General features: G+C 34.3%; 21 protein-coding genes. 6 read left to right on the top strand and 15 right to left on the bottom strand.

Annotated elements, in window-relative coordinates; all coding sequences use genetic code 11:
• Positions 1-35: 35 nt before the first annotated feature.
• The 4 genes from QY331_15440 to QY331_15425 are packed head-to-tail and all read right to left on the bottom strand — an operon-like array spanning position 36 to position 4,134.
• Complete coding sequence (locus QY331_15440; GenBank protein WKZ69355.1) at positions 36-725, bottom strand: N-formylglutamate amidohydrolase; 690 nt, start codon at positions 723-725, stop codon at positions 36-38.
• Complete coding sequence (locus QY331_15435; GenBank protein WKZ69354.1) at positions 722-1,960, bottom strand: glutamate-cysteine ligase family protein; 1,239 nt, start codon at positions 1,958-1,960, stop codon at positions 722-724. The genes QY331_15440 and QY331_15435 overlap by 4 nt, the downstream gene beginning before the upstream one ends.
• Entirely contained in the window at positions 1,957-3,429 is a 1,473-nt protein-coding gene (locus QY331_15430) for a RimK family protein (GenBank protein WKZ69353.1), read from the bottom strand. The genes QY331_15435 and QY331_15430 overlap by 4 nt, the downstream gene beginning before the upstream one ends.
• A gap of 3 nt (positions 3,430-3,432) precedes the next feature.
• Positions 3,433-4,134, bottom strand: coding sequence for a C39 family peptidase (locus QY331_15425; GenBank protein WKZ69352.1), 702 nt, complete (start codon positions 4,132-4,134; stop codon positions 3,433-3,435).
• Positions 4,135-4,285: 151 nt separating this feature from the next.
• On the opposite strand from QY331_15425, the gene QY331_15420 reads away from it, so the two are divergent.
• From QY331_15420 to QY331_15405, 4 genes are all read left to right on the top strand, one after another.
• Positions 4,286-4,504, top strand: a complete 219-nt coding sequence (locus QY331_15420; GenBank protein WKZ69351.1) for a hypothetical protein — start codon at positions 4,286-4,288, stop codon at positions 4,502-4,504.
• 72 nt (positions 4,505-4,576) lie between these two features.
• Complete coding sequence (locus QY331_15415; GenBank protein ID WKZ69350.1) at positions 4,577-5,008, top strand: Rrf2 family transcriptional regulator; 432 nt, start codon at positions 4,577-4,579, stop codon at positions 5,006-5,008.
• Between the two features lie 122 nt (positions 5,009-5,130).
• A complete protein-coding gene (locus QY331_15410; protein WKZ69349.1) occupies positions 5,131-6,900 on the top strand; it encodes an SLC13 family permease in 1,770 nt (589 codons plus the stop codon).
• A gap of 27 nt (positions 6,901-6,927) precedes the next feature.
• A complete protein-coding gene (locus QY331_15405; protein ID WKZ69348.1) occupies positions 6,928-7,254 on the top strand; it encodes a DUF202 domain-containing protein in 327 nt (108 codons plus the stop codon).
• Positions 7,255-7,278: 24 nt separating this feature from the next.
• On the opposite strand, the gene QY331_15400 is transcribed toward QY331_15405, so the two are convergent.
• The 9 genes from QY331_15400 to alaS all read right to left on the bottom strand — a co-directional run bounded on the left by QY331_15400 (position 7,279) and on the right by alaS (position 17,365).
• Positions 7,279-8,019, bottom strand: a complete 741-nt coding sequence (locus QY331_15400; GenBank protein WKZ69347.1) for a class I SAM-dependent methyltransferase — start codon at positions 8,017-8,019, stop codon at positions 7,279-7,281.
• Entirely contained in the window at positions 8,019-8,465 is a 447-nt protein-coding gene (locus QY331_15395; GenBank protein ID WKZ69346.1) for a hemerythrin domain-containing protein, read from the bottom strand. The genes QY331_15400 and QY331_15395 overlap by 1 nt, the downstream gene beginning before the upstream one ends.
• Positions 8,462-9,208, bottom strand: a complete 747-nt coding sequence (gene ric / locus QY331_15390; GenBank protein WKZ69345.1) for an iron-sulfur cluster repair di-iron protein — start codon at positions 9,206-9,208, stop codon at positions 8,462-8,464. Before ric ends, QY331_15395 begins: the two co-directional genes overlap by 4 nt.
• Before the next feature lies 1 nt (position 9,209).
• On the bottom strand, positions 9,210-9,884 hold the full coding sequence (locus QY331_15385) for an SCO family protein (GenBank protein ID WKZ69344.1): 675 nt from the start codon (positions 9,882-9,884) through the stop codon (positions 9,210-9,212).
• Between the two features lie 12 nt (positions 9,885-9,896).
• Complete coding sequence (locus tag QY331_15380; GenBank protein WKZ69343.1) at positions 9,897-10,688, bottom strand: formylglycine-generating enzyme family protein; 792 nt, start codon at positions 10,686-10,688, stop codon at positions 9,897-9,899.
• A gap of 2 nt (positions 10,689-10,690) precedes the next feature.
• Positions 10,691-12,241: a copper-containing nitrite reductase gene (gene nirK / locus QY331_15375; protein WKZ69342.1), complete on the bottom strand. Its 1,551-nt coding sequence runs from the start codon at positions 12,239-12,241 to the stop codon at positions 10,691-10,693.
• A 57-nt stretch (positions 12,242-12,298) separates the two neighbouring features.
• Complete coding sequence (locus QY331_15370) at positions 12,299-12,910, bottom strand: DUF6448 family protein (GenBank protein WKZ69341.1); 612 nt, start codon at positions 12,908-12,910, stop codon at positions 12,299-12,301.
• 267 nt (positions 12,911-13,177) lie between these two features.
• Complete coding sequence (locus QY331_15365; GenBank protein ID WKZ69340.1) at positions 13,178-14,653, bottom strand: glycine--tRNA ligase; 1,476 nt, start codon at positions 14,651-14,653, stop codon at positions 13,178-13,180.
• Positions 14,654-14,782: 129 nt separating this feature from the next.
• Positions 14,783-17,365 (bottom strand): alanine--tRNA ligase, encoded by a 2,583-nt coding sequence (alaS, locus tag QY331_15360; GenBank protein WKZ69339.1) that lies wholly within the window; start codon positions 17,363-17,365, stop codon positions 14,783-14,785.
• A 347-nt stretch (positions 17,366-17,712) separates the two neighbouring features.
• Between alaS and QY331_15355 the strand changes: the two genes are divergently transcribed.
• Together QY331_15355 and QY331_15350 are read left to right on the top strand one after the other, a co-directional pair.
• Positions 17,713-18,297: a sigma-70 family RNA polymerase sigma factor gene (locus tag QY331_15355; protein WKZ69338.1), complete on the top strand. Its 585-nt coding sequence runs from the start codon at positions 17,713-17,715 to the stop codon at positions 18,295-18,297.
• Positions 18,297-19,382 (top strand): anti-sigma factor, encoded by a 1,086-nt coding sequence (locus QY331_15350; GenBank protein ID WKZ69337.1) that lies wholly within the window; start codon positions 18,297-18,299, stop codon positions 19,380-19,382. The genes QY331_15355 and QY331_15350 overlap by 1 nt, the downstream gene beginning before the upstream one ends.
• Here QY331_15350 and QY331_15345 read toward each other — a convergent pair.
• Together QY331_15345 and QY331_15340 are read right to left on the bottom strand one after the other, a co-directional pair.
• Positions 19,335-19,880: a hypothetical protein gene (locus tag QY331_15345; GenBank protein WKZ69336.1), complete on the bottom strand. Its 546-nt coding sequence runs from the start codon at positions 19,878-19,880 to the stop codon at positions 19,335-19,337. The genes QY331_15350 and QY331_15345 overlap by 48 nt on opposite strands.
• Positions 19,873-20,562 (bottom strand): PspC domain-containing protein, encoded by a 690-nt coding sequence (locus tag QY331_15340; protein WKZ69335.1) that lies wholly within the window; start codon positions 20,560-20,562, stop codon positions 19,873-19,875. The genes QY331_15345 and QY331_15340 overlap by 8 nt, the downstream gene beginning before the upstream one ends.
• Positions 20,563-20,569 lie beyond the last annotated feature (7 nt).

The following is a 20,569-nucleotide window of genomic DNA, read 5'->3' as shown; positions in this document are numbered from 1 at the left end:
ACTCCATAATTGTTCATAAAAAATTTTTGATGATGCTAAGATATAGACTTGAAAGAATTAATTATAAGATCGAGCATAATTTCTTTATTAAAATCATTTTGTAGATGTTTCTGATTTATTTCAAGCTCAATTCCACAATAGCTTTGTGAACCGTACTTATTGCGCAGATAAGATGTGAAGCCGTCAGCAACTCCAAGATAAGGATAATTAAATCTAACTCTATACAAATTACTCAATCTGTTTATTTCTGCTTTCCAATTTTTACAAAAAACTTTTTCAAATGTTGATTTAGAGTCGTACAAAAGACCAATGTCAGTCTTTCGAGTTACTCCATTTAATTCGGTCGTAAATGAATGAAATGAAATATGAATCACTTTATTATTTTGGTTAATTAAATCAACAATGCCGTTCTCAACTTTGTCACGATAAGGCTTATAGTAATTATTTATAATTCTTTGTTTTGCTTCGTTATTTAATATTCTTGTGATTTCAGAAAAGAGATTTTGATGATGAAGGGAACGGTTCAACTCAATTAATAATCGTGATGTTTCCGAATAAAAACTTTCACCGTTAAAATGTTTTACAAATTCTTTGAAGATTTCTAAAATACCAATGTCGTAAGCGCGATGTGTTTTGAGGAGCGGGCGATGAGCTTTAAATAAATATTTATATTCATTCGGAATTTCATTGCCGCCGTGTTCACAGGTAAAAATATATTTTGTCACGGAACAAACATCTCGTTTGTATTTAATGAATTGCGTAATTGTTTGTAAACATGAACGATGTTATCGTGTGAAAAATCATTTTTAATCGAGTTTAAAATTCGTGTAGCTAGCGACCCGTGATTAAGTATAGTTTCAATCGGTCGAAATTGATTCTTGCTTAAAATAGAATCATCAAAAACTATGTTCGAAAAAATATGCTGCCATAATTCTTTTGCTGAACATTTATTTTTATTTATTCCAAATGCACTAAGATATTTTCTGTTAGTTATAATTGAATTCTCGCCGGTTTTAATTGTTGATAATAATATTTCACTTAATTCATTTTCATGAAAAGATTTTTGTTCATTATAAGAGATATTATTTTCTCCTATCAACTCTTTCAAAACAAAAGAAAATAAACCGACCAAAGCTAAATCTGTTTTGGGGCATTCCTGAATATCAACAACTCTTATTTCGATTGTATTTCTATCAAATCTTGCAATAGCACCTCGAGAGTTCAGCCACTCATTTTGTAAAATTCCATTTTCATCATAAGCAGCTATATCCTGATATATTCTATTGAAAATCTTTTCTTCATAATCTTCTCTAGTAAATACTTGTTCGGGAATTACTTTGCCTGTTATTGAAGGAATTCTAATCTGATTATTTCTGTAGACTTCTAATCGTGCATCAAGAAATCCGGTATTCTTACTATCTAAAATTGGAGTACTGGCAGCAATCGCGGGAATTATCGGAAGCAATAATCTTATTGCTGCGTGAAGCTTTCCAAATTCATTGTCGTCTGCAAACGGTAAATTAATATGTGTGCTTTGCAAGTTTGACCAGCCATGTCCCCGACAATCAAATATTTTATTATAAGCTTCGTAAACTGTGTTATTATCATGCGGCCAAAGTTTTGTTTCGGTATCTGGATGATAGAATGGGTGAGCACCTGAAGGAAGTAAAACAGAATTATATTTTTCAAGAATTTTATTTATTCTTTTTACATTTTGTGAAAATTTATCACTTAGCATATTAAGCGATTTTGCCGGACCGTTAGTTTTTAATTCTATTACATGCAGAACAATTTCGTTCGACCAGCCAATTTCTTCGTCTTCATAATCGGAAATATATTCACCGGTAACTTCTTTTATAACTTCATCTGTGATTGGATTTACCCTCAGTGTATCATTATCAACTATCATGTATTCAAGTTCAACGCCAAAACCCTGGAAAAGTCCGAGAGATTTAATCATAAATGAAGCTCCTTAACTTGACGAATATTTTCGAGTCTGTCTTTAAAGGATTTCATAATTGTTAAATAAAGATGATCTTTCATAATTGCATCTTCAATACCTGCATCAATACTCGGATTATCATTTACTTCAATTACAAAGACTTCATTGCCAATTTGTTTTATATCAACACCGTATAGTCCGTCTCCGATTTGATTTGCAGCTTTGAGAGCAGTTTTTAGTACCTTGTCAGGCACTTCGTAAATTGGAACGGTTTTATAATTACCGTATTGATCATCATCTTTCTTCTTCCAGTTATAGATTTGCCAATGATCTTTTGCCATAAAATATTTGCATGCGAATAAAGGTTGCTTATCTAAAATTCCGATTCTCCAATCAAAGTCAGAGTAAGTAAATTCTTGTGCGATAATTAAATCGGAAATATCAAGTAATCGATTGGCTTCTACTTTCAATTGTTCTTTGTTGTCAACTTTAACAACGCCCTGTGAAAATGAACTGTCCGGCTGTTTCAATACAATTGGAAAGCCGAGTGCATTTTCTAAAATTTCTCGATTATCTTTATGAACAATTATTGTTTTTGGTGCGGGCACTTTTGCCTTTGTTAAAATTTCAGCTAGGTAAACTTTATTCGTGCATTGTAAAATTGAATGCGGATCATCAATGACAACTAATCCTTCGGTAAATGCTCTTCTTGAAAATCTATATGTATGATGATTTACGGAGGTAGTTTCACGAATAAACAAGGCATCAAATTCCGGGATTCTACTGAAATCCTCTTTAGTAATTATCTCACAGCGGATTCCAACCTCATCACCGGCATCAATAAATTTATTAATTGCCTTTTTATCCGAAGGCGGTTCCTCATCGTTTGGATTTACTAAAATTGCCATGTCGTATTTAGCACGACTAATTTTTGCCGAATAAATTCTTTTCTTAGAAAAATATGTTTCGGCACATTCTTCTAAAAACGGTCTGTGTTTTTCCGGAACTTCATTTACCGGAATAGGGGAGATGCTCTGTAGTATCCATTTTTTATTAAAAGAAAATGTTGCTCGAATTAGAGGCGCTTGGAATAAATTGTATAATTGTGAAGTTAACTTTTCATACTGATGAGCCATATTCTGCCCGAAGTAAATGCTCAATACAAACTCATCGGATTTAATTTTACCTAAACTTTTCTGAATTAGATCATCTAAGTCGTCTGAAATAATTCTAACAATAGTTTGTGATTTAATATCTTGAATCGTAGATACGTTCGGAAATGCACGATGTCCTCTAGCTTCAGCAAGTAGTGAAACATAATAGCCTGTTGCTTGATATCGATAAGATCTGCATAAATTAAAAACACGTGCATTTTTTATCTCTGCAAATGCAGTTTCGGTTAAATACGATTTTGCCGATACTACTTCCACATTATCTATGTTGAAATTCCAATCTTTCGGATTATTTACGATGACAAAACTTCGCATAATTTATCTGCCTTTAGGATTTATTATTAATAAGTTAGCGTCAAATGTTAGAATACCTAACATTATAGAATTTATCAACCGGCTGACCTTTACTGTGTAGTAATTGTTATGTGATACCGGGTTTTCTCTGTTTGGATCAGCAACAACAACCTTTCGGGTTTCCTCATCATAACCCGATAGAATTACGAAATGACCGGTTGGATAACCCCTAACATCATCATAAACTGCTTTATTATTAACCCAACCTTCTCGCGCGCAATTGTATAAATAAGTTGCACTTAATCCGGTTAGGATAGGAAGTTTTTTTTCAAAAACTTTTTTAAACAGAGATGGTGTTAAATTTGTAAACTCAAGGGTACCACCAAGATTAAGAAATTTAATGTAAGCGTCGCTTGCATTATGGAGTTTTTTACTTTTTTTATGTTTACGTTGCTCAGCAAGCTTTGCTGCTATATCAACTTTTTCATTGAACCAAGTTGGATCGAACATCGAAAGGTTATAAGTATAAATTTTTGCTTCATAACCTCTTCTAAGTGCATGAAGTGCGAGCATTACTGCTAAGGTTCCGCCTTCTTCTAAATAGGAAATTTCCGAAATAACTTTTTGTAGTGAAATTTTATCATTAAAGTAATGGTATACAGCATGAAGACTTGTCGGTCCGCAAGTTACATCATCGGGTTGAGGCATTATTTTGATAGGTATCATTTTATATTCAGAAACAGCGGAGAGATATTTAATTAAAATTTATTCAAAAAGAAAGAAGTTATTATCGGTAAACAAAAATATTGTTAAAAAATTCCTTTGCTAATTGAATTTCCCTCATTTAATTTTGATGTCGCATTTTTTTGAGGAATGCATGGCCGAAGATGCTTTTGTTTACTATAAGTTCAAGAACCGTAAAACAGGCGAACTGATAGATGCGGTTTTAGCTTTTAAAAATGTTGAAGAACATGATCCAGCCTTAAAAAAATTCTTCGATATACATGAGTACAAAATTGTTGAAAAACGCCTGTCTCGTGTTGAAGAATTTGATAAGTGGCGTAAAGAAACTAAACCGTCACTTAAGAAGTACTGATTTCCCAAAATAATTTTACTTGCAATAGAGAAGAAATAGTAATATTTTTTATCAGAATAAAAACTCTGATTTATGACGGTAATTTTCTCTAAAACATGCGAATTAGGGCTTCAAGCTGTTCTCTTTTTATCAATAAAAAAAGAAAAAAGAATTTTTACAGCTTCTGAAGTTTCAAAAGAATTAAAAGTGCCAAAGGAATACGTTTCTAAGGTAATGCAGATTCTAACCGAAAGCGGAATCATCGGTTCTAAAAAAGGGAAGAACGGCGGATTTTATCTCGCTAAAAGTCCAAGCAATATAAAACTAATCGATATTGTGCAAGCGATTGATGGTTTGGAACTCTTTAGTAATTGTGTGCTGGGTTTTCCCGGCTGCTCTTCGGATCATCCTTGTCCGGTTCATGATAAATGGGGAAAACTACGTGACGATGCCTACAAAATGCTTTCCACAGAAACTCTCGAACAACTTAAAGAAAAAACACTTCATAAATTGGTTAGTTTATAGTTCGGTAATTTTGTAACATTTCTCTTAACAATTCTTCATTAAAGAAGCTCCTCTTTTTCGATTCAATGTAATCAAAATATTATGTAATTTTTTCTAACGATTAAGAACAACTAAAATAACCAATGGATTATATTTTTGTTTTTATTATTCTCGTTATGATACTAGTTTTATTTGTATGGGATAGAATTAGATATGATTTAGTATCGTTGTTTGGATTATTAACTCTAGTAATCCTCGGTATTATTCCCGCCGATAAAGCATTTCTTGGATTTGGTCATCCCGCCGTAATTACTGTTGCCGTTATTTTGATAATTGGTAAAGCTTTAGAGAATTCAGGATTAATAGATGTGCTGGGTAAGTGGATAACTAAAGTCGGATCAAATATTTCAATACAAATAGTAACCCTATCATTACTAATTGCATTTTCCTCAGCTTTTATGAATAATGTCGGAGCACTTGCAATACTAATGCCGGTAACAATTCAAATTGCAAAAAAAAATAATTACCCACCTTCGTATTTACTAATGCCATTAGCCTTTGCTTCCTTGCTGGGCGGTATGTTAACATTAATCGGAACTCCGCCGAATATTATTATAGCTAATTTCAGAGCCGAAGAAATCGGCGAAGCATATGGAATGTTTGATTTCACATTTGTGGGCGCAGGTATTTTACTAATCGGAATATTATTTATTTCAACAATTGGTTGGAGATTGTTGCCTAAATATACGGCAAAAAAATCTCAGGAAGAATCATTTGTAATTGATGACTACATAACAGAAGTAAAAGTGGGTAAAAATTCCAAAGTGATCGGGTTAAACATTGAGGAACTTGGTAAACTCTCAAAAGCTGATATACAAATATTAGGTTTAATAAGAAACAATAAACGAATTCATGCTCCTAGTAATGATGAAGTCCTACTAGGCGATGATGTAATTATTTTAGAAAGTGACACAGAAGAGTTAAAAGTGTTTATCGACGATACAGAACTTAAACTTATCGGGGATAAAAGTTTTCGTAAAGATGCAACGGGTTCAAAGGATATAACAATTACAGAAGCAGTTGTTATGGCAGATTCACCATTAATCGGAAATACAACATCAAATCTGAGGATGAGAAGCAGATATGGTGTTAATTTATTGGCGGTCTCCCGTAAAGAAAAAAAGATTCACAATAGACTTGATCATGTAATTTTCCGTAAAGGCGATGTGTTAATGTTGCAAGGGAGAGCGCAGACTATAGATGAATCCATTAAATCAATGGGTTGCTTGCCGTTAGCTCGGCGTAATTTAAGAATCGGCTTTGAGAAACGAATAGCAGTTACTCTTTCTGTATTTATTATCGCAATTATGTTGGTAGTCTTTAATTTGCTTCAGGTTCATATTGCTTTTTCAATTGCGGCCATCGTTATAGTCTTAGCAGGAGTGCTTCCACTTAAAGAGATATACAGCGGAATTGATTGGCCTGTCATAGTTTTGTTAGGGGCAATGATCCCCATCGGTGAAGCGGTTCAGACGACAGGCGGAACCGACCAAATAACAGCACAAATTTTAAGTTTTGCTAAAGATCTTCCTATTTGGACTACATTAGGCTTGGTCCTGGTTGTTACGATGCTGCTGTCGGCAGTAATTAACAATGCTGCAACGGTAGTATTAATGTCTCCGATAGGTATTGGAATTGCAAACAGTTTGAATTTATCAATCGATCCATTTTTAATGGCAATTGCGGTTGGGGCATCTGCTTCATTTTTAACTCCAATCGGTCATCAATCCAATACTCTTATTATGGGTCCGGGCGGGTATAGATTCGGAGATTATTTCAGAATGGGATTACCGTTGAGCATTTTGATAGTTATTATAGCAATCCCGTTAATATTATTTTTCTGGCCTGTATAATTTATAAATTTTTTCAAGGTGTTAATTATGTTAAGACGATTAAACTTGTTCAAAGATATTTTCAGTAATAAAGAACGAATAATCCTAAGAGATTATTTAGCTCTGGAAAGAACTAAACTAGCAAATGAGAGAACTTTTATGGCATACCTTAGAACTTCTCTTTATATGATACTTGGAGGAATAGCCTTTCTGCAAATGGAAGATTTTAAAGAGATAATTTGGGTGAGTTATGTAACGCTTGGTTTAAGTGTAGTACTCTTATTCGTTGGGCTATACAGATATCTCCAAATTAGATACAGAATTAAGAATTATTTTGTAGCGGGTTATGAAAGCACCAATGAAGAGGTTAGATAAAAAATTGTTGTAAAGCAAGTTGAGCTATTTGGAAATTACAATAATTAAGTTTGGGGATTTGTCATAATCAAATTTATCAAGGTTCACATTTCCGTAATATTTAGTTTTTGTAATTCCGATTTCTGTCAAAAAATCATCAAGAAAATCTTTTGTGTAAGGGAAGATCTCGGTTGTAAATAGTTTCTTATCGGAAGAATTTTTCTTATCAAACGATAGTACATTAAAAAATACTTTTTCATTGCAGAAATCGTAAAATCTAATAAACTGTTTATTGTCTGATTCAGTGATGTTAACTATTCTTTCTTTTTGCTCTAGGACAGATGTGTAGTTCAATATTTGAAGAACTGCTTTGCCATTTGGCTTCAACAATTTTAAAATCTGATTAATTGATTCTTCTATTTCGTCTTGAGAAATATTCGCAAATGTATTTCCAAGTGAGAAAATATAATCGAATGAATTAAAAAACGATTTATCAATTTCTACTACTTTTCTATTGTAGATCTCGACCTTAACATTGTGTTTCTTAAAATTTTCCTTAGCTTGCTCCAGCATTTGAGAGGAAGGTTCGAATGCGGTTACGTTCAATCCGGATTTAGCTAAAGCAATTGAATCGGCACCGCTGCCGGCACCAATGTCGGCAGCGGTTTTACCTGATTCTAATGAGAGGGTGCGAATGAAATCAATTTTATTTTGAATCTGTTTCTCGAGCGGAATCATTTCATCATATTGCTCGGCTATATCGTTATAAAACTTCGTATTTGTCATTATTTTACGGGATCAATTTCCTCAACTAGTTGATCGATCTCATCTTCACTGAAAACAGTTTGAATCCGATCAAACAATTCACGCTCTTCTTTTCTGATATGCTGCTCGAGTATAAATCCAAGATCATTTAATATTTCCTCTTTTTCATTGGAATTTTTTAACTGACCGATTTTGAATTCTATTTCTTCATGTTCGATTAAAAGCTCATCGATAAGTTCATCAATTTTTTCATCTTTGTTTCCGACAGCCGGGAAAAGAATTTCTTCTTCGTTTTTGAAATGAAATTTTAATTCGTTCTCCCAGGCATTTATAACATAATTGGATTTGTCGTCAATATCATTAGGTAAATCCTTATAAACCGGGGAATCCTTTTTTATTAACTGTGCTAATTTTAAACCGTGATGATGATCATGGGATAAACCGATTAATTTTTTGTGTCTTTTCATAACGCTAATAATTCTTTCTCTAATTCAATTGATTTTGGAAACAATATATTATTTTCTAAATGAACATGTATATGCAAATCTTTTTCAAAATCATGCAATTCTTGATAAGTTAATTGAAATGTGTTACATGCATCTGCAGGCGGAGTAAAATTGTTAGTCAATGTTCTTATTCTTTCCAATGCACTGCCGGCATTTGAGTGTTCAGCTTCCATTGATTCGATTGGATTTTTTACTGTCTTGAAACCACCGACTCTAGGTTTCTCATTAAACTTTTTGCAATCAACCAAGTAGCGTATTATATGAAAAAGTATCGTTTCTTCTTTATGCATGTGAGAATACATCTCTTCAGCAACATCCTCGAAAAGTGATTTTATTTCAATTAATTCAGGATATTTATTTCCGTGTTTAAATGCGACTTTTTCTAAATGAGGAATCATTTGAGGTATTGCATTTCTTACATACGAGTGATGATTATTGACAATATATTCTGTTAGAAATTTTAGATCCCAATTCTCATAGCGTTTCTCTTCTTGAACTCCAGATGATAAAACGGAATCCAATTCGGATAGTATTGTTTGAACACTTACATTTTTTTCGTCGCATGCTTCTTTAAGCGGACGATTTCCTTTACAACAAAAATCAATTCCGTGTTTTTCGAAAACATGAGCTGCTTTGATGTTAGATGTGAGAATATCTTTAACAATTATTTGGTTTGGATCTATTTGAAATGTGTCGGTAAACATTTTATACTCCTAGTTTAGTTTGATTCTTAATTACTTCTAATGTTTTTTGAATATCTTGATTAAGTCCTACTTGTTGATGAATTATTTCACCTTCTTTGTTAAGTATTGTTATAATATTAGAATGAGAAAATGAACCGTCATTTTCTTCTTTGTATCTAAATCCGGTTAACGCTGCTAAGTCGTCAATATCACTTCGCTTACCGGTTAGTAATTGAAATCTAGCAAGATTTAAATTTTGGTTATCAGCAAATTCTTTTAGTCTTTCGGGTGTATCTCTATCGGGATCAATTGAAATTAGAGTGAACTGAACATTTCTTAATTCATCTTTCGTTAGTGCATCTTCAATTCTTCTCATATCGTTTGCAAGAATCGGGCATGCATAAGTACAATTTGCAAATATCATTGTGAAAATTTGCGTTTTACCTTTCAAGTCGCCAATGTGAACATCATTGCCAAATTGATTTTTCCAATTTGAGTTTACTTGATAAACGGAGTTTTCAGAAAAGTTTGTCGATGCAGTTTCATCCATGTCTGTTGCACAACATGATTCAGCCTTTGGTTTTTCCTGTTGAAGTTTTGCTTCAGCTAAATTTTCGGAAGTACCCGAGAATGCAATTAAAGTAACCGATACTGCGGCTGCTAAAAAGATTACTAGACTAATGACTAATTTTTTCATTTTATTCCTCTCTTATTTTAAATCCATTGCACATCTAAACCCTAGATTACGGGTTGTGTAATTTGCTTTTAAGCTGCTTCTGAATGCGAAACGCATAAAGGCAGGATAGTTTGTAAAATCTGTCGTACCAACCGATCCGTTTCCGCAGAACAAGTTTCTGTTAATACCATTGCTTGCACGTGATTCACCGGTTACTAATGCATTGAAAAAATCTCTGGTCCATTCCCAAACCAATCCATGCATATCATGAACACCGTAATAATTTTTAAACACCGAGCCAACCGGTGGAAGAGATTCTGAATTTGGTTTTGAATACCAACTAATAATTCTTGATATGTATTTGTCATTCTTATAACCGTCGGCATGATTTTCATCAGCCATTGCAGCTAACTCCCATTCGGCAACTGTTGGCAAACGTTTGCCATGAAATTCCGCATAAGCTTTTGCAGCAAACCAACTTATATTTATCACCGGGGATTTGGGATTTACTTGCTGACCAAGTTTTTCGTCACTTTCCCAATGCATTAAATAATTTTGATCTGCAAAGAGCTTTGTAACATTTGATCTTTTCCATTTTGGATTTTTCTTAACGAATTCTAAAAACTGTTCATTTGTTACCGGGTATTTATCGATCAAGAATGATTCTACTTTTACACTTTGATCGGTTGTATCATCAACATAAAGCGGTGTATAGATTCCTGCCGGAATAATTGACATTTCTTGATTTTGGAATCCCGGTTTGTTTGCAACAAGCAGTTGAGCAAAAAATATTATTGCGATCGATATTTTAATTAACTTTTTCATATTTACTTTCTTGTTAAGGCATTGCTATTTTTATATTTCTTTACATCTTCAACAGTAACCGTTTCATTTGATTTATTGATTTCTTTATATACATAAGTAAGTACGGCTGCCATTTGTGTATCTGTTAGTTGCTGCGGGGGCATAACGTTGTTATACTTTTTACCGTTTACAGTAATTTCACCGTTCATACCATTTGCAACTGCGGCAATCATTCCGGCTTTACCGTTTTTCTTAATCCAGTCGGAATCTTTAATCGGTGGGAATACATTTGCCATTCCGGATCCGTCCATCATATGGCAAGCCGAGCATGTTGATTGATATAATTGTTTTCCCATTTTTGCGAGATCATCATTTGTGGAAGATGAATTTTCACTCTTCGATTCGTTATTAGCTGGTGGAGTTAAACTTGAATAATCTTGTTCAGATGCTTCGTTTGCAAATTGGGGAACATAATTTTCTTTAGTATTATTATCTCTGTAAGTCCCCGTTGTAGGGTCGATTGAGCCGAAATCTTTTTTATTTCCGCTGTAAAGTTCGTCTGCAGTTTTGTGTGAAAAAATTATTTCATCCTCAGGACCGGTTACGGCAATTTTACCAATTGCTCCTTTATTGAATGCTCTGAAAATTGAATGGTCCACAAGAATGAATTCACCAGGAACATCAACTTGAAACTCAACAATTGCGGAGCCGCCTGCCGGCACTAGGGTTGTCTGCACATTTTTTTGATTTCTTGTAGTGCCGCCTTCTTGATAAACAACGTCAAATATTTCACCAATAACATGGAAGGATGAGACTAAATTTGGACCGCCATTTCCAACAAATAATCTTACTTTCTCACCAACTTTAGCTCTTAAAGCTTTATCACCAACCATTGAGCCAACCGAACCGTTGAAAACAACATAGTCGGGATTCTCTTCTAATGCTTTTTCCATACTGAATGGTTGATAACCTTCTTCACCGTATTTGCCTTCGGTATAAAATTCACTTTGCATCACATAGTATTCTCTATCAACCGGAGGTAATCCCTCTTTTGGTTCTACTAGGATTAATCCATACATACCATTTGCAATATGTAAACCAACAGGAGCGGTTGCACAGTGATAAACATAAAGTCCGGGATTAAGAACTTTGAAATTGAATACTGAAGTATGTCCCGGAGTAGTGAAGGATGCCTCTGCACCGCCACCAGGGCCGGTAACAGCGTGAAGATCAATATTATGTGGAAGTTTACTTGAAGGATGATTGTGTAAGTGAAATTCAACTTCATCACCTTCGCGAACTCTAATAAAACTTCCTGGTACTTCGCCGCCGAATGTCCAAAATGTATATTCGACTCCATCGGAAAGTTTACCGACAAGTTCCAGAACTTCCAATTCAATTTTTACTTTTGCCGGATAATCACGAGTTATCGGCGGGGGAACATGTGGCGCTTGCGTTAATTTTGCAGTAATTACTTCTTGAACTTCTTGTGATTTGCTTTCATCACACGACGATAATATAAATGCTGCTATTGTCAGTATTAAAAAAGCAGTTATATATTTTATTTTTTTCATTGTTTCCTCTCCTTTATAAAAACAGAATATTTTATCTGATTTTTTCGTAAAAAATTTTTAATGACTGTGTGAACTTCCCTTTGCCTCTTGACCATGACCGGCATGATCAGAAAGCTCGGAGGATTCATAAATTGCTTCAACAAAGTGCATAAACTTAACGTAGTTTTCTACATATTCACGTCCGGCTTCAACGTTGTTTGTATCAAAATTTTTTGCATCAATTACCTTTTCAAAATAATAATGAAGACTATTGTGCAGCTTATCGCTTAACAATTTATACAATTCCGTTAGTGATTCATTTTCGATTGATATATCAGCAGCCGGAATTGCGAGACCCAGATCTCTTCCTGCTTCTTTTAAGCCGGTGTAAGAAGCTCCTTCGCCCAAACGATGTAAACGAACGAAAGTTTCAAAAAAGTACATATCTGCCATTTCTTGAACTTCTTGACTCTGGGTTCTAACCTTAAGCGTTTTTTCAAATGCTGTTTTGACTTCATCTTCGTGTTCAGCTTGAATCCATATCAATGCATGGTCAAGGTTTTGTGTTTCAATAGCTTTTTTGGCAGCTAATACAACCGGTCCATCGACACCATCACAGTGTGCCGGAACCGGGTTTGTTATAAAGAGCAAAAGCGGTAATATTAATAAAGGAAAACTCTTTCGTCTCATTTGGTACCTCGCTTCATATTTCTGAATATTTAATGTCATAAATGGAATCTCTTGTCTTATTTAGTCTGCTAAAAAATGCTGCTTTTCCTGGGCAGCATATAAACAGAATATTTTATCTGATTTCAATATAAGGATAAAAAGATATCGTGTCAACAATAAAATAAAAAAAATATCAGGGGAGAGATTATCGACTAAAAAAAATGGAATTAATCACTAAAATTAATTCCATTCTTTTAAAAAAGTAACAAAGATAACTTGAGTTAAAGTTTACCGAAGCTTATTAAGAAGATAGTTTAACAATTCGTCTTTATGTACACGAACTTGTTCCATGGAATCTCTTTCGCGAACGGTAACAGTTTTATCTTCTAAAGTTTGTGTATCGACTGTAATGCAGAATGGAGTTCCGTTTTCATCTTGTCTACGGTATCTTCTTCCCACCGCACCTTTATCATCAAAGAAAACTCTTAAGAAGGGACGAAGATCTGCTTCAATATCTCTGGCAATTTCCGGCATCCCGTCTTTATTTACGAGGGGGAAGATCGCGGCTTTAATTGGTGCAAGTTTCGGATTGAATTTAAGAACGACTCTAGTTTCACCGTTTACTTCTTCTTCATTGTAAGCATCAACTAAAAATGCCATGAACCCGCGGCTTACACCGCCGGAAGTTTCAATAATAAACGGAATGTATTTCTCTTTGGCTTCTTCGTCAAAATATTTTTGTGATTTTCCGGAGAATTCTTCGTGTCGGGATAAATCAAAATTTGTTCTGTTATGAATGCCTTCAATTTCGCCCCATCCAAACGGGAATTCATATTCAATATCGGTTGCGGCTTTCGCATAGTGTGCTAATTTATCATGAGGATGATCATGAAATCTCAATTTACTTGAATTCATTCCCATCTGCTTGTACCATTCAATTCTTCGCTCTTTCCAGTATTCAAAATATTTTTCATCTTCTTCGGGTTTTACAAAGTACTGCATTTCCATCTGCTCGAATTCACGAGTTCTAAACAAGAAATTCTTTGTATTGATTTCATTACGAAATGCTTTACCGATTTGCGCAATACCAAATGGAAGTTTTTGTCGACTTGCACCTTGCACATTTAAAAAATTAACATAGATGCCCTGAGCAGTTTCGGGTCTAAGGTAAATTGCATTTTCTGTTTTTTCAACCGGACCGAGAAATGTTTTGAACATAAGATTAAAACTGCGAGGTTCTGTGAATTCACCTTTGGTTCCGCAATTGGGACAGTTTGTCATCGCAAGAAGTAGTTTATTTATATCACTGTCTTCAAGAAGTGATTCGAATTTTCCTGTTGCTGATTCATCAGAAGTATAAATTTCATTAAATGATTGAGCTATATCGTCGGAAACATTTTCAGAAAACTCTTTGAGGATTTTTTCAATTTTCTTATCTGAAATTTGTTCGGCTAAAGTATCCAACCTAAAGCGGGCTTTACATTGTTTGCAATCTATCATAGGATCGGTAAAGTTCTCAACGTGTCCTGAAGCTTCCCAAACTTTTGGATGCATAAGAATTGAAGCGTCGAGACCTTCAATATCTTCACGGTAAGTCATCGCTTTCCACCATTCTTCTTTGATATTTTTAAGAAGTTCAACACCGAGAGGACCGTAATCCCAGCAGCCATTCAATCCGCCATAAATTTCACTTGATTGAAAAACAAATCCTTTTCGTTTTGCGAGAGAAACTACTTTTTCTAATACACTTTGTTCTTTAGCCATCAGTAAATCTTCCTAATTCTATTAAAATGAAAGGCAAATATACAATTTTGATACGCAATACTGAAACGGGGGATTTTGTGGGATAGATGAAGATGCCCTCTTTTCGAAGAGAGCATCCCACTATTAACATTATAGACTAGCTACAATTTCATTTAATTTAGCAAGAGCATCATCAATTTTATCAATATCTTTACCGCCGGCTGTTGCCATATGTGGCCTTCCGCCTCCACCACCTCCGACAACTTTTGCGGTTTCTCCGACAATTTTTCCCGCTGCAATTTTTTTGTCTTTTACTAAATCATCAGTAACAACACAAACCATTTGTACTTTATCTTCAACTTGTGAAATTAAAAATCCAACGCCGGATTTCATTTTATTTCGTAATTCATCGCCCATCGATTTTAGTTCATCGATTCCGGTTACTTCTACCTTTCCTTTGAAGAGTTTTATACCGTTTATATCTTCTGGATTAGAAATGATATCGTCTATACCGCCAAGTTTTTCTTCAAGTTGAAGTTTTGCAATTTCTTTCTCAAGTTTCTTTTTTTCTTCAATCAATTCATTTATTCTGACTTCTGACTTCTGTATTCTGTCTTCTTGCTTTTTAATAAATTCTTCAACGCCGTGACCCGTAACCGCTTCAATCCTTCTTACACCACTAGCAATTGAAGATTCACTAACGATTTTAAATAAACCAATTTGTGATGAATTTTTAACGTGAGTTCCTCCGCAGAATTCCATCGTGTAATCACCGAATTGAACAACGTTAACTTTATCTCCGTATTTATCACCAAAGAACATTAAGGCTCCCATTTTTTTTGCTTGTTCGAAGGGAGTGTCTTTGTGATGTGTCATCGGAATATTTTGAAGAAGTTTTTCGTTAACAATGTTCTCAATCCTTTCCAATTCTTCCAGGTTTACTTTTTCAAAATGAGTGAAGTCAAATCGTAATCGATCCGGACCAACATATGAACCGGATTGTTGAACATGATTACCTAATACTTCACGAAGGGCTCGGTGTAAAAAGTGAGTCGCTGAGTGATTACGCATGATATCCCAACGGCGCGAAGAGTCAACCACTGCTTTAACTTTTTGTCCGGGTTTAAGTTCAACATTATTTTCTTTTTCTATTACATGAATAATTTTTCCCTCGAGTTTTGATAAACCAACAACGGGCAATTTTTTATCGTCTATTTCCAAATATCCTTCGTCGTCTATTTGTCCGCCCGCTTCAACATAAAACGGTGATTTATCAAGAATAACAAGCGTATCACCATTTTGATTATTTATTCCAAGAATTTCTGCTTCCGAGATCAATTCGTCATAACCGGTAAATTGTGTGGGTTTGTTTTCGGTTAATTCGAATTGGTTTAAATCATTGATTTCAACTTTGTGTGTGCCCTGCTTATCTTTTGTTGATTTTCTTGCTCGATCTTTTTGTTGGTTCATTAATTCGTTAAATCGTTTTTCATCAACACTAAATCCTTTTTCACGTGCCATTACCATTGTAAGATCAAGTGGGAAGCCGAATGTATCATAAAGTTTAAATGCATCATCACCGCTAATTAACTTTTCACTATTGACGTTTGTCTTTTTACTGATCTCATCAAAAAGTTCAATTCCTCTATCTAGAGTCTTGTTAAAACTTTCTTCTTCTGCCTTAATTATCTTTTTCACATTTGCTTTTTGATCTTTGAGTTCTGTGAAATAGTAACCCATGTTATTAACGACAGTATCAACAAGTTTATAAATAAATGGTTCTTTCAGATTTATATTTCTTCCGTAACGTGCAGCGCGTCTTAAAATTCTGCGAAGCACATAACCTCTTCCTTCGTTACCGGGAGTTGCGCCATCGGCGATCGCAAATGTTAATGTGCGGACATGGTCAGCGATTACACGCATTGCGATTTGATCTTTTTCGTTTTTGTACTCTACTTTTGAAAGTTTTGCGATGGCATCAATTATTGGCGTAAAAACATCGGTATCATAATTTGAGGATTTCTTTTGAAGAACCGCGCAAACGCGTTCAAATCCCATTCCGGTATCAACATGCTTAGCGGGAAGATCATGAAGTTTTCCGTTTTCGTCACGATTGTTTTGAATAAAAACGAGATTCCAAATTTCAATACATTTCGGATCACCGGCATTTACCCATTTGGGATTATCATAGTCATCACTAACATTTATATGAATTTCGGAACATGGACCGCAAGGACCTGTATCTCCCATCTCCCAGAAATTATCTTTTTCATCAAACCGTAAAACATGATCTGGATTAATATCAGTTTTAGTCTTCCAAATTTTATCAGCTTCGTCATCGGTTCTGTAAACGGTTGCCCATAATCTTTCTTTTGGAAGTTTCCAAACATCGGTCAATAACTCCCAAGCCCAAATGATTGCTTCTTCTTTGTAGTAATCGCCAAACGACCAATTTCCCAACATTTCAAAAAATGTATGATGATAAGTATCGTAACCTACCTCTTCTAAATCATTATGTTTACCGCTTACTCGAATACACTTTTGAGTATCGGCCGCACGTTTATATTCTCGAGAACCGGTTCCAAGAAACACATCTTTAAATTGATTCATTCCGGCATTTGTAAATAATAAAGTCGGGTCGCCATGCGGAACTACGGGTGCGCTGTCAACAATTCTATGTTCTTTTTCTTTGAAGAAATCTAAAAATGATTGTCTAATTTCCTTCGAAGTCATTCAAGTAAATCCTGTTTTTATTGAGAGGTCAAATATAAGAAAAAGGTTCATAAGACGAATATTTGTAAATACCTGCATTATTCACATGTGAGTAAATACTTTTAGATATACAATAAATAAATACGTTGAATAATTTTTTTTGTTCAACAAATTCATTTTTTTTTATAATGTTTAACATCATGGAAAATAAAAAAAAACAACAAATTGGAATAATAGACCAGCTAACTCTATTATTGAGTTAATATACATCCTTTTAGACATTACTTTTAATAACTGATGTAACTATTGCTTTTTTAATGACTTAGTCTTACTTTTGAACTGTTCTCCAATCAATTAACGGCGCATCTTTGACTAAATACGCAGAGCTGACAGATTTAGAGTTAATGCAGAGAATTGCCAAGTATGATTCTCGCGCTTTAGAAGAATTATACGAACGTTATTGCGATTTGCTTTATACGCTGATAAAAAAAATTGCTCCCGACGAACTTACCGCCGAAACCATTCTAGTTGAAATTTTTGCAATCATATGGAAGAACATTGAAAAATTCGATTTTGAAACCGGCAATGTTTACACATGGATTGTTTCTCTAGCTAGAAACCGTGCAGTGGAATCTTTAAGACGAAGCCGTGATTCATCTTCAACATTAGATTTTTACGATGACGAATTCGAAAGTCTTTATATTATTCCTTACTTAGCTCGCGATATAGATACGCTCGACGCAAAAACAGCTTTTAAAGTAAAAGATAAAGTTGAAAAAGCTTTGGCTAGGTTAACCGACGCTCAAAAGTATGTTATTCATCTTGCTTATTATGATGGTTATACTTTGGATGAAATTGCGGATAAACTAAATATACCGGTAGAAACGGTTCGAACAAAAATTCTAACAGCCATGCACAGTTTGCGCGATAATTTATTACAGGGACAGACATAATGGCAGCTAACGCAATACATGAAATGATTAGTGCGTATGCCGCCGGGTGTATGGATAAGAAGAATTTTAAAACCTTCCGAGAATATATGTACGAAGGCGGTGAGCTTCCGGTAGGTGAACTAGGTGAACTCCAAAATGTAATTTCATTACTGCCGGTGATTTTAGAATTAGAAAAACCTAATCCCGCTATTAAAGACAAGGTTGCTAAAAAGTTAATAAGTCTTCAAGATGAGATAAAAGAAAAGATTCGTGTTACAAAACAAAGTACAAAGACAAGTGCAAAAACTGTTGTTAGAAGTTTAGAGCCTGAAGATGAAGATGAACTTAATTTATCAACCACCAATGATGAAACTAGACAAACCAGCTTTGATGAAGTACCGCCTCCACAACCGTTATCACCGCCGACAAGAGGTACGGAATTTTATGAGAGTGCAAAAAGAGTTAATCCACCTCCTCCTACATCAGTTTATGAATTACCACCAAGATCTCTTAAAGATATTGAAACCGATAATTCTTCCGGTAAAATTAAAGCATTATGGATTGCACTTGGTCTAAGTTTCTTAATTTTGCTTGGAACTATAATCATATTTCAATTTTCTTCAAAAGATTATGATTCACAATTTGCAGCTCTTGAAAGCAGAATAAACTCACTTCAACAAGAAGTTCAATCAACAAGAGATCTTGTTAACAGATTTGACGAATTGATTGAATTTATGAATTATAAAGACATTCAAATTATTCAATTATCTCCCGTGGATAACAACACAAGCGGCTACGGTAAATTGATGCTTTCTTTTACTCATCGCGAAGGTTTACTTGAATTATCAGAAATGCCGACATTGGGCACAGATCAAGCATTTCAAATTTGGTTAATCAGCGACGGAAGATCATACTCAGTCGGAAGTTATGTGCCAAGCCGGGCGCAGAAATATATCCCTATTAAAGACATTCCGTATTTACCGAAAAATCAAGTTGAACTTGTAAGAGTTACTATAGAACCTTTGACCGGATCGGAATTACCGCAAGGTCCTGCAGTATTATTCGGAAGTGTTAATGCTTCTGCCACTACTCCCGCTAGACGTTGAGTTTTTTGGTTTGTAAAGAATTAAAACCAATCCAAACAAAATCATAAACAGAGGCCAGTAATCGAATATGATAAGTGTAACTCGATGGGCGAATTGAACAATTCTGTTGTCAAACATTAGTATTGCTATCAATGAAAGTACCATAAAAAATAACGCAGAAACAAGAATCGGGAATTCAGATAGATTTTCTAAATACACTACAAATAAACCGGCACCTATTACAAATAATATACTCGGTAAAATTATATTGTAGTAATTCAGAATCTCATAATTTTCTATTACATACAATATTATTCCAATATTTAAAAACACAGTAGCAAAAAACAGTTTGCCTCTATTACCGGATTTAAATAAAGTGATTATTGTTATTAACCCATAAAACATAAATAGGAATGCAAAACCTTTTAAGAAAGATGTGTTTGTCAAACCGACAAAGTTCAAGAAGATAAAAATTCCCGCAAAAAATAAAGTTGAACCAATTGCTAAATAATTATTCATTAGCTAATACCTCGGTTTCTTCTCTTGGGATAAAATAACCAATAAATAAATAGAACAATAAAACTAATCCTAATGTAAAAAATGTTAGCAACATGCAAATTATTCTGATCAATGTTACATCGACTTTTAGATAACTTGCCAAACCTGAACACACACCCAACAATCTTCTTTTATTAATTGATCTGACAAAATTTTTTTCTTTTTGTTCTGGTTCTTTTTTAGGAATGTGTTTTCCCTTTACCAAGACGAATATTCCTAGAAAAACCAAAATCAAAGCAACGAGAATATTCTGTTTTAAATCTATTGATTCAATTAAACGAAAAATTCCGATTGCCGGAAGCCAGAAATAAACGCCGATACCTATAAAGATAAATCCAAGTAATTTTGTTGAACTTACATTCTGAAAACTACTCTTACCTTTTTGTGTTGGATGTTTGGGAATTAAAAATGCACAAATGATATAAGCAATAATTCCCCAACCACCAAGAATGGCGGTTAAAATAAAAATGAATCTCACTAAAAGAGGATGGATGTTCATATACTCAGCGATACCACCGGAGATACCGAGAAGCACAAAGTTATATGGTGAGCGATAAAGTCTTTTTTGTGAAGGGATTAATTGTTGATCGGAATATTGATTATCATTTTCTTCGTTTTCTATTTTCTTTTCTTGTTCATTCATTAAAGAA

Source organism: Melioribacteraceae bacterium (assembly GCA_030584085.1).
In the GTDB taxonomy this organism is placed as follows: Bacteria; Bacteroidota; Ignavibacteria; order Ignavibacteriales; family Melioribacteraceae; genus SURF-28.
The sequence above is the reverse complement of the archived record's forward strand: the minus strand, read 5'-3'. Positions and strand labels throughout refer to the sequence as shown.

Excerpts from the sequence above, each read along its gene's own strand:
- QY331_15435 (WKZ69354.1), bottom strand. The coding sequence starts at position 1,960 with ATGATTAAATCTCTCGGACTTTTCCAGGGTTTTGGCGTTGAACTTGAA.
- QY331_15430 (WKZ69353.1), bottom strand. The coding sequence starts at position 3,429 with ATGCGAAGTTTTGTCATCGTAAATAATCCGAAAGATTGGAATTTCAAC.
- QY331_15425 (WKZ69352.1), bottom strand. The coding sequence starts at position 4,134 with ATGATACCTATCAAAATAATGCCTCAACCCGATGATGTAACTTGCGGA.
- QY331_15420 (WKZ69351.1), top strand. The coding sequence starts at position 4,286 with ATGGCCGAAGATGCTTTTGTTTACTATAAGTTCAAGAACCGTAAAACA.
- QY331_15415 (WKZ69350.1), top strand. The coding sequence starts at position 4,577 with ATGACGGTAATTTTCTCTAAAACATGCGAATTAGGGCTTCAAGCTGTT.
- QY331_15410 (WKZ69349.1), top strand. The coding sequence starts at position 5,131 with ATGGATTATATTTTTGTTTTTATTATTCTCGTTATGATACTAGTTTTA.
- QY331_15405 (WKZ69348.1), top strand. The coding sequence starts at position 6,928 with ATGTTAAGACGATTAAACTTGTTCAAAGATATTTTCAGTAATAAAGAA.
- QY331_15400 (WKZ69347.1), bottom strand. The coding sequence starts at position 8,019 with ATGACAAATACGAAGTTTTATAACGATATAGCCGAGCAATATGATGAA.
- QY331_15395 (WKZ69346.1), bottom strand. The coding sequence starts at position 8,465 with ATGAAAAGACACAAAAAATTAATCGGTTTATCCCATGATCATCATCAC.
- ric (WKZ69345.1), bottom strand. The coding sequence starts at position 9,208 with ATGTTTACCGACACATTTCAAATAGATCCAAACCAAATAATTGTTAAA.
- QY331_15385 (WKZ69344.1), bottom strand. The coding sequence starts at position 9,884 with ATGAAAAAATTAGTCATTAGTCTAGTAATCTTTTTAGCAGCCGCAGTA.
- QY331_15380 (WKZ69343.1), bottom strand. The coding sequence starts at position 10,688 with ATGAAAAAGTTAATTAAAATATCGATCGCAATAATATTTTTTGCTCAA.
- nirK (WKZ69342.1), bottom strand. The coding sequence starts at position 12,241 with ATGAAAAAAATAAAATATATAACTGCTTTTTTAATACTGACAATAGCA.
- QY331_15370 (WKZ69341.1), bottom strand. The coding sequence starts at position 12,910 with ATGAGACGAAAGAGTTTTCCTTTATTAATATTACCGCTTTTGCTCTTT.
- QY331_15365 (WKZ69340.1), bottom strand. The coding sequence starts at position 14,653 with ATGGCTAAAGAACAAAGTGTATTAGAAAAAGTAGTTTCTCTCGCAAAA.
- alaS (WKZ69339.1), bottom strand. The coding sequence starts at position 17,365 with ATGACTTCGAAGGAAATTAGACAATCATTTTTAGATTTCTTCAAAGAA.
- QY331_15350 (WKZ69337.1), top strand. The coding sequence starts at position 18,297 with ATGGCAGCTAACGCAATACATGAAATGATTAGTGCGTATGCCGCCGGG.
- QY331_15345 (WKZ69336.1), bottom strand. The coding sequence starts at position 19,880 with ATGAATAATTATTTAGCAATTGGTTCAACTTTATTTTTTGCGGGAATT.
- QY331_15340 (WKZ69335.1), bottom strand. The coding sequence starts at position 20,562 with ATGAATGAACAAGAAAAGAAAATAGAAAACGAAGAAAATGATAATCAA.